Annotated in this window: 1 protein-coding gene (cut by a window edge); it reads left to right on the top strand. The window is 72.6% G+C overall.

The window, feature by feature from the left end:
- Nucleotides 1–15,323, top strand: the 3' portion of a protein-coding gene (locus AC07EG_RS32210; protein ID WP_478257005.1) for an SDR family NAD(P)-dependent oxidoreductase. Its footprint begins 14,266 nt before the window's first position; the window shows 15,323 of its 29,589 coding nt (coding positions 14,267–29,589); the start codon falls outside the window, past its left edge; the stop codon is at nt 15,321–15,323.

Genomic DNA, 15,323 nt, shown 5'->3' with positions numbered 1-15,323 from the left:
AGCGGACCGAGATCCTGCTCGACCTGGTGCGCGGTCAGGTGGCCGCGGTGCTCGGGCACGTGGACGGCGCGGCCGTCGACCCCTCGCGGCCGTTCAAGGAGCTGGGCTTCGACTCGCTGACCGCGGTCGAGCTGCGCAACCGCCTCGGCTCGGTGACCGGGCTGCGCCTGCCCGCCACGCTCATCTTCGACTACCCGACCGCCACCGCGCTGGTCGCCTTCGTGGCCGACGAACTGCTGGGCGCGGAAGCGGCGGTCCCGGCGCAGGTCACCCGGGCGGTCACCGCCGACGACCCGATCGTCATCGTCGGCATGTCCTGCCGGTTCCCCGGCGGGGTCGGCTCACCGGAGGAGCTGTGGCGGCTGGTGTCCGAGGGCACCGACGCGATCACCGGGTTCCCGGCCGATCGCGGCTGGGACCTGGACAACCTGTTCGACCCCGATCCGGACCACCCCGGCACCTCGTACACCCGCGAGGGCGGTTTCCTGCACGACGCCGCCGAGTTCGACCCGGCGTTCTTCGGCATGAGCCCGCGTGAAGCGCTGGCCACCGACTCGCAGCAACGGCTGCTGCTGGAAAGCTCCTGGGAGGCGCTGGAACGCGCGGGCATCGACCCGGTTTCGCTGCGCGGCAGCCAGACCGGGGTGTTCACCGGTGTCATGTACAACGACTACGTCTCCATTTTGGACGGTGGTGGCGACAACGAGGGTTACCAGGGCACCGGTGCCTCCTCCAGCGTGGTCTCCGGCCGGGTGTCCTACACCTTCGGCTTCGAAGGCCCGGCGGTCACCGTGGACACGGCGTGCTCGTCGTCGCTGGTGGCCATGCACTGGGCGATGCAGGCGCTGCGCAGTGGCGAGTGCTCGCTGGCGCTGGCCGGTGGGGTGACGGTGATGTCCACGCCGAGCGCGTTCATCGGCTTCTCACGGCAGCGTGGGCTGGCGGTCGACGGCCGCTGCAAGGCGTTCTCCGACGACGCCGACGGTGTCGGCTGGTCCGAGGGTGTCGGCCTGGTGGTGCTGGAACGGCTTTCGGACGCCCGGCGGAACGGGCACAGGGTGCTCGCGGTGGTCCGGGGCAGCGCGGTCAACCAGGACGGTGCTTCGAACGGCCTGACCGCGCCGAACGGCCCGTCGCAGCAGCGCGTGATCCGCCAGGCGCTGGCGTCGGCTGGTCTGTCCACCTCGGACATCGACGCGGTGGAAGCCCACGGCACCGGGACGACCTTGGGTGACCCGATCGAGGCGCAAGCCCTGCTGGCCACCTACGGACAACGCAGCCAGGACCGGCCGCTGCTGGTCGGGTCGATCAAGTCCAATTTCGGCCACACCCAGGCGGCGGCGGGCGTCGCCGGGGTGATCAAGATGGTGCTGGCCATGCAGCACGGGGTGCTGCCGCCGACCCTGCACGCGGGCACGCCGTCGTCCCACGTGGACTGGGAGGCCGGTGCCGTCGAACTGCTCACCGAGCCCGCCGACTGGCCGGAGTCCGGCCGTCCACGCCGGTCCGCGGTGTCGTCGTTCGGGTTCAGCGGGACCAACGCGCACGTCATCCTGGAGCAGGCGCCGCCGATGGTGGTGCCGGAACGCCGGGACGAACCCGCGGTGGTGCCGTGGCTGTTCTCCGCGCGGACGGACGGCGCGCTGGACGCGCAGGTCGAGCGGATCCGGACGGTCGGCGAGTCGCCGCTGGACGTCGGGTTCTCGCTGCTCAGCCGCACGACGTTCGACCACCGGGCGGTGCTGCTCGACGGTGCCGAGATCGCCAGGGGGCAGGCGAAGACCCGTCCGCTGGCGATCGTGTTCGCGGGGCAGGGCTCGCAGCGGATCGGCATGGGGCGGGAGCTGTACGAGCGGTTCCCGGTGTTCGCCGCCGCGCTCGACGAGGTCCTGGAGCACCTCGATGTCCGTGAGGTGATGTGGGGTGACGATCAGGAGGCGCTGAACCAGACGGGGAACGCGCAGCCCGCGTTGTTCGCACTGGAAGTGGCGTTGTTCCGCCTGGTCGAGTCGTGGGGTGTCAAGCCGCAGTCGCTGGCCGGGCATTCGATCGGTGAGATCGCGGCGGCCCATGTCGCTGGTGTCCTCAGCCTGGAGGACGCGTGCACGCTCATCTCGGCTCGCGCCCGGCTGATGCAGGCGTTGCCGACCGGTGGCGCGATGGTGGCGATCAAGGCTGCCGAAGCCGACATCCCACTGCGGGAGGGTGTCTCGATCGCCGCGGTCAACGGGCCGACCAGTGTGGTCATCGCCGGTGAAGAGGCCGCAGTTCTGGAGATCGCGGCAGGTTTCGAGAAGACCACCCGGCTCAAGGTGTCCCACGCGTTCCACTCGCCGTTGATGGACCCGATGCTGGACGAGTTCCGGGCCGCCATCGAGAACCTGACCTTCAATGAGCCGAGCATTCCGATGCCCGGTGACGTCACCAGCGTGGACTACTGGGTGAACCACGTCCGCGACACCGTGCGCTTCGCCGACCAGCTGAAGCCCGAAGCCGCGTATCTCGAACTGGGTCCGGACAGCACGCTGTCCGCGATGGCCGCCGAGGTGGCCGAGGTCGCGATCCCGGCGTTGCGCAAGGACCGCGGCGAGGAGATCGCCTTCCTGACCGCGCTGGCTCGCCTGCACGTCAACGGCACCGCCGTCGACTGGACCCGGTTCTTCGCGGGCACCGGCGCCCGGGCGGTCGACCTGCCGACCTACGCCTTCCAGCGCGAGCGCTTCTGGCCGGAGGTGGTCGTCCGGCCGGGCGACGCGAGCGGTCTCGGCCTGGTCTCGGTGGAGCACCCGCTGCTCGGTGCTTCGGTCGAACTCGCCGACGACGGGGGTGCCCTGTTCACCAGCCGCCTGTCGCTGAAGTCGCACCCGTGGCTGGCCGACCACGTGGTCATGGGCCGCACCCTGCTGCCGGGCACGGCGTTCGTCGAACTGGCCGTGCGGGCCGGGGACGAACTCGGCTGCGACCGCGTCGAGGAGCTGACCCTGGCCGCACCGCTGGTGCTGCCGGACGACTCCGCCGTCCGGGTCCAGTTGCGCGTCGGCGTGCCGGACGACCACGACCGCCGCACCTTCACCATCCACAGCCGCGCCGAGGACGCGGCCGACCTGCCGTGGACGCAGCACGCGAGCGGGACGCTGGCCGTCGGCGAGCACACCGCGCGGTTCGACGCCACCGCCTGGCCACCCGACGCCGAACCGCTGGCCGTGGCCGGCGCCTACGACAAGTTCGCCGAGGCGGGCTTCGAATACGGGCCGGTGTTCCAGGGCCTCGAAGCGGTCTGGCAACGCGGTGACGAGCTGTTCGCCGAGGTCTCGCTGCCGGACGACGCCGGACCGTCGGCGTTCGGCCTGCACCCGGCGCTGCTGGACGCGACGCTGCACGCCTCGCTGCTGGCCGCGTCCGGGGACGGCGGCGCCGGGCTGCCGTTCTCCTGGGAAGGCGTTTCGCTGCACGCCACCGGCGCGTCGAAGCTGCGTGTGCGGCTCAAGCGGGACGGCGAGGCCGTGTCGATCGCGGCGGCCGACCCCTCCGGGCAGCCGGTCGTGTCGGTGGAGTCGCTGCTCGTGCGGGCCGTGTCCACCGAGCAACTGGCCGAGCGGGGCGTCGAGCACGACTCGCTGTTCAAGCTCACCTGGACCCCGGTCCCCGCCTCCGGCGAGACTCCGTCCACCGTGGAGCTCGACGGTGAGCTGGCCGCACTGGCCGAGGTGCCCGAGGTGGTGCTGGTCCCGGTCACCGGGGACGACCCGCGGGCGGTCACCACGCGGGTGCTCGGCCTGCTCCAGGCGTGGCTGGCGGACGAGCGGTTCGCCGACTCGCGGCTGGTCCTGGTCACCCGTGGGGCGGTGGCCGCCGTCGACGGTGACGTGCCGGACGTGGCGGCCGCCGCGGTGTGGGGGCTGGTCCGGGTCGCCCAGTCGGAGAACCCCGGCCGGTTCGGGCTGGTCGATCTCGACGCCGGCTCGGTGGCCACGCGGGCGCTCGGCACCGACGAACCGCAGGTCGCGGTGCGCGCCGGGGCCGTGCTGGCCGCGCGCCTGGCCCGGGTGCCCGCGCCCGAGCAGCGATTCACGTGGAACACCGACGGGCTGGTGCTGATCACCGGTGGCACCGGCGGCCTTGGCGGGGTGCTCGCCCGGCACCTGGTGTCCGGGCACGGCGTGCGGAACCTGCTGCTGCTCAGCCGCCGCGGTCACGACGCCGAGGGCGCCGACGACCTGGTCGGGGACCTGGAAGCGCGGGGAGCGAACGTCGAGCTGGTCGCCTGCGACGTGGCCGACCGGGACGCACTGGCCGCGGTGCTCGACGAGCACCCGGTGGATTCGGTGATCCACACCGCCGGGGTGCTGGACGACGGTGTGCTGGGTTCGCTTTCCCCCGAGCGCCTGGACTTCGTGTTCCGGCCGAAGGTGGACGCCGCGTGGCACCTGCACGAGCTGACCCGCGACCGCGAGCTGAGCGCGTTCGTGGTGTTCTCCTCGGTCGCCGGTCTCTTCGGCAACGCCGGGCAGGGCAACTACGCCGCGGCCAACGCCTTCCTGGACGCACTCGCCGAGCACCGGCGGGCCGCCGGGCTGCCCGCCGTGTCGCTGCCGTGGGGTGCCTGGGCGGGCACCGGCATGCTGGTCGCCTCCGACGCCGAGCGCATGGCCCGCACCGGTATGCCGCCGCTGACCCCCGAGGACGGCGTGACCCTGTTCGACGCCGCGTTGTCCACCGGGGAGCCCGTGGTCGTGCCGCTGCGGCTGGACCTGGCCACGCTGCGGTCGCTCGGCCGGATCCCGTCGGTGCTGCGCGGGCTCATCCGCACGCGCTCGCGCCGGTCGGTCTCCGGCACCGAGACCGCGTCTTCGCTGGTGCAGAAGCTGTCGGCACTGGCCGAGACCGAGCGGACGGAACTGCTGGTCGACCTGGTCCGCACGGAGGTCGCGGCGGTGCTGGGGCACGCCGGTGCCGAGGCGGTGGACCGCGAGCAGACCTTCTCCTCGCTCGGCTTCGACTCGCTGACCGCGGTCGAGCTGCGCAACCGGCTCGGTGGTGCCACCGGCCTGCGGCTGCCGTCCACCACGGTCTACGACTACCCGACGCCCGTGGTGCTGGCGAACCACCTCCGCGACGAGCTGTTCGACGCCGACGTGGTGCTCCCCGAGCAGGTCACCAAGGTGGTCTCCGACGACCCGATCGTGATCGTCGGCATGGGCTGCCGCTTCCCCGGCGGGGTGAGCACCCCGGACGAGCTGTGGCAGCTGGTGCTCGACGGCACCGACGCGATCACCGGTTTCCCGGCCGATCGCGGCTGGGACCTGGACGCGTTGTACCACCCGGACCCCGATCACCCCGGCACCTCGTACACCCGCTCCGGCGGTTTCCTGCACGACGCCGCCGAGTTCGACCCGGCGTTCTTCGGGATGAGCCCGCGTGAGGCGGTGGCCACCGATTCGCAGCAGCGGTTGCTGCTGGAGACCTCGTGGGAGGCGATCGAGCGCGCCGGCATCGACCCGCTGTCGCTCAAGGGCAGCCAGACCGGCGTGTTCGCCGGGGTGATGTACAACGACTACTCGTCGATCCTGCACGGCGGTGACTTCGAAGGGCACCAGGGCACCGGCACCTCGCCGAGCGTGGTTTCCGGGCGCCTGTCCTACACCTTCGGGTTCGAGGGCCCGGCGGTCACCGTGGACACGGCGTGCTCGTCGTCGCTGGTGGCGCTGCACCTGGCCGCGCAGGCGTTGCGGGCCGGGGAGTGCTCGCTGGCGCTGGCCGGTGGGGTGACGGTGATGTCGACGCCGTCCGCGCTGGTCGAGTTCTCGCGGCAGCGCGGGCTTTCCGAGGACGGCCGGTGCAAGGCGTTCGCCGACTCCGCCGACGGGGTGGGCTGGTCGGAAGGCGCCGGTTTGCTGGTGCTGGAGCGGCTCTCCGATGCCCAGCGCAACGGTCACCCGATCCTCGCGGTGGTGCGGGGTTCCGCGGTCAACCAGGACGGTGCTTCGAACGGTTTGACCGCACCCAACGGGCCGTCGCAGCAGCGGGTGATCCGGCAGGCGCTGGCTTCGGCTGGTCTGTCCACTTCGGATATCGACGCGGTGGAGGCCCATGGGACGGGCACGACGCTGGGTGATCCGATCGAGGCACAGGCGTTGCTGGCGACCTACGGCCAGAACCGCGAGCGGCCGCTGCTGCTCGGCTCGATCAAGTCGAACCTCGGGCACACGCAGGCCGCCGCCGGTGCGGCCGGGGTGATCAAGATGGTGATGGCGCTGCGTCAGGGCCTGCTCCCGAAGACCCTGCACGCCGAAACGCCCTCGTCGCACGTGGACTGGGAGGCCGGTTCGGTCGAACTGCTCACCGAGGTCACCGAGTGGCCGCAGGACGAGCGGCCACGCCGGGTGGGCGTCTCGTCGTTCGGGGTGAGCGGCACGAACGCGCACGTGATCCTGGAGCAGCCGCCCGCACCGAAGCGCACCATCGAGGCCCCGCAGGTGGAACCGGAGGTCGTGCCGCTGCCGGTCTCGGCGAAGTCCGCCGAGGCGCTGGACGGCCAGGTCGAGCGGATCGCCGAGTTCGCCGACGGCCGCACGCCGGTCGACATCGGTTACTCGCTGGCGACCACCCGGTCCACCTTCGAACACCGCGCGGTGCTGCTGGCAGGCAACCACACCGAGGACGGCATCACCGAGGTGGCTCGCGGGACGGCGGTGAACCGCCCGACGGTGCTGCTGTTCACCGGCCAGGGTGCGCAGCGGATCGGCATGGGCCGGACGCTGTACCAGCGGTTCCCGGTGTTCGCGCGGGCACTGGACGAGGTCCTGGCCCACCTGGACGTCCGGGACGTCATGTGGGGCGACGACCAGGAGGCGCTGAACCAGACCGGCAACGCGCAGCCCGCGTTGTTCGCCCTGGAAGTGGCGGTGTTCCGGCTGCTGGAGTCGTGGGGCGTGCGGGCGGACCAGCTGGTCGGCCACTCCATCGGCGAGATCGCCGCCGCCCACGTGGCCGGGGTGATGTCGCTCGACGACGCCTGCACGCTCATCTCGGCTCGCGCCCGGCTCATGCAGGCTTTGCCCACCGGTGGCGCGATGGTGGCGATCAAGGCCGCCGAAGCCGATATCCCGTTGCGTGAGGGTGTGTCGATCGCCGCGGTCAACGCACCCGGTTCCGTGGTCATCGCCGGTGACGAGACCGCCGTACTGGAGATCGCGGCGGGCTTCGAGAAGACCTCGCGCCTGAAGGTCTCGCACGCCTTCCACTCGCCGCTGATGGACCCCATGCTCGACGAGTTCCGGGCCGCCATCGACGGCATCACGCTCAACGAGCCACGCATCCCGATGCACACCACCGGTGACGTGACCACGGTGGACTACTGGGTCGGCCACGTCCGCGACACCGTGCGGTTCGCCGACCACCTGGCTGCCGCCGGTGACGCGCACTTCGTCGAGATCGGCCCGGACGGGGTGCTTTCGGCGATGGCCGCCGAAATCGCCCCCGAAGCCGTGGCCGTGCCGCTCCTGCGCAAGGACCGCGACGAGGAGCTGAGCGCGGTCACCGCGCTGGCCCGGCTGCACGTCAACGGCGTGCGGGTGGACTGGAAGGCGTTGTTCGACGGCACCGGCGCCCAGCGCGTCGACCTGCCGACCTACGCCTTCCACCGCCGGTCGTACTGGCCGCCGGTGGCCTCCCGGACCGGCGACGCCGCCGGGTTCGGCCTGGACGCGGTGAAGCACCCGCTGCTCGGCGCGGCGGTCAACCTGGCCGGGGGTGAGGGGCTGCTGTTCACCAGCCGCCTGTCGCTGGGCTCGCACCCGTGGCTGGCCGACCACGCGGTGCTGGGCCAGGTCCTGCTGCCCGGCACGGCTTTTGTCGAGCTGGCGCTGCGGGCCGGGGACGAGGTCGGCTGCGACCGGGTCGACGAACTCACCCTGGCCGCACCGCTGGTCCTGCCGGAACGCGGTGCCGTGCAGACGCAGGTCGCGGTGGGCCCGCCGGACGAATCCGGCCGCCGCGCGGTCGCGGTGTACTCGCGGCCGGAAGGGGCGCTCGACCAGCCGTGGGTGCAGCACGCCACCGGTGTGCTGGCCGTGGGGGAGCGGCAGCTCACCTTCGACACCGCCGAGTGGCCGCCAGCCGGCGCCGAACCGGTCGAGGTCGAGGGCTGCTACGACGCCTTCGCCGAGACCGGCTTCGCCTACGGCCCGGTGTTCCAGGGCCTGAAGGCGGTCTGGCAGCGCGGTGACGACACCTTCGCCGAGGTGGAACTGCCCGTCGAACCCGGGGCGTTCGGCCTGCACCCGGCGTTGCTGGACGCCACCCTGCACGCCCTGCTGCTCGCCGGTTCCGGTGAGGGGGGCCTGCCGTTCTCGTGGGGAGGCGTGTCACTGCACGCCACCGGCGCTTCCGCGTTGCGGGTGCGGCTGACCCGCACCGACGGCGGCCTCTCGATCGCCGCGGCCGACCCCGCCGGTGGGGCGGTGGTCTCGGTCGAGGCGCTCGCGTTGAAGGCCGCCGAAGCCGTGAGCACGGACAACACCGGCGATTCGCTGTTCACCGTGGACTGGACGCCGGTCGCGGTGCCGCAGGACGGCCCGGTGACCGCCGAACTGACCGGCCCGCTGGCGTCCCTGACCGGCGTTCCCGAGGTGGTCGTCGCGCGGATCGAGGCCGGTGGCGGCGAGGCTCCCGACGCGGTTCGCGAGGTGACCGGGCGGGTGCTTTCGCTGCTCCAGGAGTGGCTGGCCGACGACCGGTTCGCCGACGCCAAGCTGGCGATCGTCACCCGTGACGCGGTCGCCGCCGCCGAGGATGAGGTGCCCGACGCGGTCACCGCCGCCGTCTGGGGCCTGGTGCGGGTCGCCCAAGCCGAGAACCCCGGCCGGTTCTCGCTGGTCGACGGCGACGGTGAACTGCTGACCAGTGCGCTCGCGGCCGGTGAGCCGCAGCTCGCGATCCGGGGTGAGCAGCTGCTCGCCCCGCGGGTGGCGCGGGTCGTGCCGCCCGAGCAGCGGTTCGAGTGGAACCCGGACGGCCTGGTGCTGATCACCGGCGGTACCGGTGGTCTCGGCGGGGTGCTCGCCCGGCACCTGGTGTCCGAGCACGGTGTGGTGGACCTGCTGCTGGTCAGCCGCCGCGGTCACGACTCCGAGGGGGCCGCCGAGCTGGTCGCCGACCTGGAAGCCCGCGGTGCACGCGCCGAACTGGTCGCCTGCGACGTGGCCGACCGGGACGCCGTCGCCGCCCTGCTCGACGAGCACCCGGTGACCGCCGTGGTGCACACCGCGGGCCTGCTCGACGACGGTGTGCTCGGTTCGATGACACCCGAGCGGCTGGACCTGGTGTTCCGGCCGAAGGTGGATGCCGCGTGGCACCTGCACGAGCTGACCCGCGACCGCGAGCTGAGCGCGTTCGTGGTGTTCTCCTCGGCCGCCGGGGTGTTCGGCACGCCGGGGCAGAGCAACTACGCCGCCGCCAACGCCTTCCTGGACGCACTCGCCGAGCAGCGGCGGGCCGGTGGGCTGCCGGGGCTGTCGCTGGCCTGGGGTGCCTGGGCCGGGACCGGCATGCTGGTGGCCTCCGACGCCGAGCGCCTGGCGCGGTCGGGTATGCCCGCCATCGACGCCGAAACGGGCGTGGCGTTGTTCGACGCGGCGCTGTCGGGTGACTCGGCGATGATCATGCCGGTGCAGCTGGACCTGCCGGTGCTGCGGGCGCAGCCGGAGATCCCGCCGCTGCTGCGCGGGCTGATCCGCACCGGGTCGCGGCGTTCGGCCGCCGGTTCGCAGACGGCCGCCTCGCTGGTCCAGCGACTGTCCACCCTGGACGAATCCGGCCGGGTGGAGGCGTTGCTGGAGCTGGTCCGCGGGGAGGTCGCGGCGGTGCTCGGGCACACCGAGGGCACCAGGATCGAGGCCACCCGCCAGTTCAAGGAGCTGGGCTTCGACTCGCTGACCGCGGTCGAACTGCGGAACCGGCTCGGCGCGGTGACCGGCCTGCGGCTGCCCGCCACGCTGGTCTTCGACTACCCGAACACCGCCGCGCTGGCCGGTTACCTGCGTGACGAACTGCTCGGCGCCGAAGCGGTGGTCCCGGAGCAGGTCACCAAGGCGGTCACCGACGACCCGATCGTCATCGTCGGCATGGCCTGCCGCTACCCCGGCGGGGTGTCCTCACCCGAGGACCTGTGGCAGCTCGCGCTCGACGGCACCGACGCGATCAGCGGTTTCCCGGCCGATCGCGGCTGGGACCTGGACGCGTTGTACCACCCGGACCCCGATCACCCCGGCACCTCGTACTCGCGGTCCGGTGGGTTCCTGCACGACGCGGGCGAGTTCGACCCGGCGTTCTTCGGCATGAGCCCGCGTGAAGCGCTGGCCACCGACGCGCAACAGCGGTTGCTGCTGGAAACCGCGTGGGAGGCGGTCGAGCAGGCCGGGATCGACCCGACCTCGTTGCACGGCAGCGCGACCGGGGTGTTCACCGGCGTGATGTACAACGACTACGGCGCCGGCCTCGGCGGTGGCGACGCCGAAGGCCACCAGGGCACCGGTTCCTCGCCGAGCGTGGCGTCCGGCCGGGTCGCCTACACCTTCGGTTTCGAAGGCCCGGCGGTCACCATCGACACCGCCTGCTCGTCTTCGCTGGTCGCCATGCACTGGGCCATGCAGGCGCTGCGGGCCGGGGAGTGCTCGCTGGCGCTGGCCGGTGGGGTGACGGTGATGTCGACGCCGTCGGCGCTGGTGGAGTTCTCGCGGCAGCGCGGGCTTTCGCCGGACGGCCGGTGCAAGGCGTTCTCCGACGACGCCGACGGGGTCGGCTGGTCCGAGGGCGTCGGCCTGGTGGTGCTGGAACGGCTTTCCGACGCCCAGCGCCACGGGCACACCGTGCTGGCCGTGGTGCGGGGTAGCGCGGTCAACCAGGACGGCGCGTCGAACGGGCTGACCGCGCCGAACGGCCCGTCTCAGCAACGCGTGATCCGGCAGGCGCTGGCTTCGGCCGGTCTGTCCACTTCGGACGTCGATGTGGTCGAGGCACACGGCACCGGGACTTCGCTGGGTGACCCGATCGAGGCGCAGGCGCTGCTGGCCACGTATGGGCAACGCAGCCAGGACCGGCCGCTGCTGCTCGGGTCGATCAAGTCGAACCTCGGGCACACCCAGGCGGCGGCCGGGGTGGCCGGGGTGATCAAGATGGTCATGGCGATGCGCCAGGGCACGCTGCCGAAGACGCTGCACGTCGGCACGCCGTCGTCGCACGTGGACTGGGACGCCGGTGCGGTCGAACTGCTCACCGAGGTCACCGAATGGCCGGAGGTGCCCAGGGCACGGCGCTCGGCGGTGTCCTCGTTCGGCATCAGCGGCACCAACGCGCACGTCATCCTGGAGCAGGCCCCGCGGACCGTCGCGGAGCCGGAGGTGCCGGAGATCGAGCCGGAGGTCGTGCCGCTGCCGGTTTCGGCGAAGACGGCCGCCGCGCTGGACGGGCAGATCGAGCGGATCACCGAGTTCGCCGACGGCCGCCTGGCGGTCGACGTTGGCCTTTCGCTGGTGACCTCGCGGACCGCCTTCGAGCACCGCGCGGTCCTGCTGGCCGGCGACAGCATCGAGGACGGTGTGGTGGAGGCGGCCCGCGGGGTCGCCGACGACCACACGCTGGCGGTGTTGTTCTCCGGCCAGGGCTCGCAGCGGATCGGCATGGGCCGGGGGCTGTACGAGCGGTTCCCGGTGTTCGCCTCGGCGTTGGACGAGGTCCTGTCGCACCTGGACGTCCGGGACGTGATGTGGGGCCGCGACCAGGAGGCGCTGAACCGGACCGGGAACGCGCAGCCCGCGTTGTTCGCCCTGGAAGTGGCGTTGTACCGGCTGGCCGAGTCACTGGGCGTCAAGCCCGCCTACCTCGCCGGGCATTCGATCGGCGAGGTCGGGGCGGCCCACGTCGCCGGGGTCCTCTCCCTGGAGGACGCGGGCAAGCTCATCTCGGCTCGGGCTTCGCTGATGCAGGCCCTCCCCGCCGGTGGGGCCATGGTGGCGATCCAGGCCACCGAGGACGAGGTCACACCGCTGCTCACCGAGCAGGTGTCGATCGCGGCGATCAACGGCCCGGCCTCGCTGGTCGTCGCCGGTGCCGAGGAGCCGGTCACCGAGATCGCGGCGAAGTTCCAGGCGGACGGCCGCAAGACCAGCCGCCTGCCGGTGTCGCACGCGTTCCACTCGCCGCTGATGGACCCGATGCTGGCCGAGTTCCGGTCGGTGGTCACCGGGCTGACCTTCTGCGAACCGGAGATCCCGGTGGTGGCCGGCGGTGACGTGACCTCACCCGAGTACTGGGTGCGGCACGTGCGGGACGCGGTCCGGTTCGCGGACCACATCGGCGAACTGGTGTCGAACGGGGTCACCGCGTTCCTGGAACTGGGCCCGGACGGCGTGCTCTCGGCGATGGCCGCCGAGTCCGCACCCGGGGCCGTCACCGTGCCGGTGCTGCGCAAGGACCGTGACGAGGAGCAGACCGCCGTCACCGCACTGGGCAGGCTGCACGTGCACGGCGTGGACGTCGACTGGCGGGAGTTCTTCGCCGGAACGGGAGCACGACAGGTGGAACTGCCGACCTACGCCTTCGCCCACCAGCGGTTCTGGCCGTCGGGTTCGCTGGCCCGGGGCGGCGACGCCTCCGGGCTGGGCCTGGTCTCGCTGGCGCACCCGCTGCTGGGCGCGGCCGTCGAACTGGCCGCCGGGCCGGGCGTGCTGTTCACCAGCAGGCTTTCGCTGGGCTCGCACCCGTGGCTGGCCGACCACGCGGTGCTGGGCCGGGCGATGCTGCCGGGCACCGCGTTCGTCGAACTGGCCCTGCGGGCGGGCGACGAACTCGGCTGCGACCGCATCGAGGAACTGACCCTGGCCGGGCCGCTGGTGCTGCCGGAGTCCGGGGCCGTGCAGTTGCAGGTTTCGGTGGGGCAGCCGGACGAGTCGGGCAGCCGCCCGATCGCGGTGTACTCGCGGCCGGAGGACGCGGTCGACCTGCCGTGGACCGAGCACGCCAGCGGTTCGCTGGCCGAGGGCGTGGAACGCGCGGAGTTCGACGCCACGGTCTGGCCGCCCGCCGGTGCCGAAGCGGTCTCCGTCGAAGGCTGCTACGAGAAGTTCGCCGAGATCGGCTTCGGCTACGGCCCGGTGTTCCAGGGCCTGCGCTCGGTCTGGAAGCTCGGCGACGACCTGTACGCCGAGGTCACGCTGGACGACGAGGTGCCGGTCGACGGCTTCGGGCTGCACCCGGCGCTGCTGGACTCGACCCTGCACGCCTCGCTGCTGGCCGGTTCCGGGGAGGGCGGGCTGCCGTTCTCCTGGGAGGGCGTGTCGTTGCACGCGACCGGGGCGCGGACGTTGCGGGTGCGCCTCCGGACCGCGGGCGAGACGATGGCGATCGCCGCGGCCGACACCTCCGGCCAGCCGGTCGCCTCGATCGCATCGCTGGTGGTGCGCGGGGTGGCCGCGGAGCAGGTGAACGACGTCTCGCGGGATTCGCTGTTCGAGCTGGACTGGGTGCCGGTGGCGATGGAACCCGGGATGGTCGCCACCGCCGTGGTCGGGCCGGACGAGCTGGGGCTGGCCGAACCGCTGGCGGCGGGTGAGCCGTACGCCGACCTGGCGTCCATCGTGGACGGTGAGGTGCCTGGCACGGTGGTGGTGCCGATCGTCGGTGGTGAGGACGTGGTGGCGTCGGCCCACCAGGTCACCGCACGCGTCCTCGGCCTGCTCCAGGAATGGATGGCCGAGGAACGGTTCGCCGACTCGCGGCTGGTTTTTGTCACCCGTGGCGCGGTCGCCGCCGAGGCGGGTGACTCGCCGGACCTCGGTGCCGCGGCGGTCTGGGGGCTGGTGCGCTCGGCGCAGTCGGAGAACCCCGGCCGGTTCGGCCTGGTCGACCTCGACGCGGGTGGCCTCTCGGTGGCGGTGCTGCCGCAGGCGCTGACCGTGGCGGAACCGCAGGTGGCCATTCGCGACGGGCTCGCGCTGGCGGCCAGGGTCGTGCGGGCGCAGGGGTCCGCCGAGCCGTTCACCTGGGACGGCCAGGTGCTGATCACCGGTGGTACCGGCGGGCTGGGCGCGGAAGTGGCCCGGCACCTGGTCACCACGCGGGACGTGCGTTCGCTGGTGCTGGTCAGCCGTCGCGGCCCGGCGGCCGAGGGCGCTGCCGAACTGGAGGCGGAGCTTTCCGCGCTGGGCGCCTCGGTGTCGGTCGAAGCCTGCGACGTGACGGACCGGGATGCCGTGGCCGCGTTGTTCTCCCGGCACGACGTGCGGGCGGTCGTGCACACCGCGGGTGTGCTCGACGACGGCACGATCGGTTCGCTGACCCCGGAGCGGCTGAGCGCGGTGCTGCGGCCCAAGGTCGACGCGGTGTGGAACCTGCACTCGGTGGCCGGTGAGCTGTCGGCGTTCGTGGTGTTCTCCTCGGCCGCCGGGGTGTTCGGCAACGCCGGTCAGGGCAACTACGCCGCGGCGAACGCCTGGCTGGACGCCTTCGCCGCGCACCGGCGTGACCTCGGGCTCCCGGCGGTTTCGCTGGGCTGGGGCGCCTGGGCGCGGACCGGCATGCTCTCCGGCGCGGACGCCGACCGGATGGCGCGGTCGGGTATGCCGGCGGTGACCGTCGAGCAGGGCTTGGCGTTGTTCGACGCGTCGCTGGCCGCGGCTTCGCCGGTGCTGCTGCCGGTGCGGCTGGACCTGTCGGTGCTGCGGTCCCAGCCGGAGGTGCCGCCGCTGCTGCGGGCGCTGATCCGGACGCGGTCGAAGCGCTCGGCGGCGGGCGTCGAAACCGCGGACACCCTGCTGCGGCGGCTCGCGGGCCTCAGCGACGTCGAACGCGAGGAAGCGCTGATGGCGCTGGTGCGGGAGCAGGTCGCGGCGGTGCTGGGTCACGCCGACGGCGGGGAGGTCGAGCCGGACCGGCAGTTCAAGGAACTGGGCTTCGACTCGCTGACCGCGGTCGAGCTGCGGAACCGGCTCACCGGTGCCACCGGCCTGAAGCTGCCCGCGACCCTGGTCTTCGACCACCCGACGCCGAACGAACTGGTGGCGCTGCTGCGGAGCCAGCTGGCCCCGGCCGAGGCCGCGGCGACCCCGTCGATCCTGGACGAGCTGGCGAAACTGGAGCAGGCCATCGGCCGCGCTTCGGTCGACGACCAGGTGTTCAAGCAGGTGGCCGGCCGCCTCGAGGTGCTGCGCACGCGGTGGGCCTCCCTGCGCACCGGCACCCCCGCCGACACCCCCGACATCGACTTCGCCTCCGCTTCGGACGACGAGGTGTTCGCCCTGCTGGACGAGGAGCTGGGCCAGTCCTGA

This window comes from Amycolatopsis sp. NPDC045836 (assembly GCF_056431745.1).
This window is presented reverse-complemented; position numbering and strand designations above follow the sequence as displayed.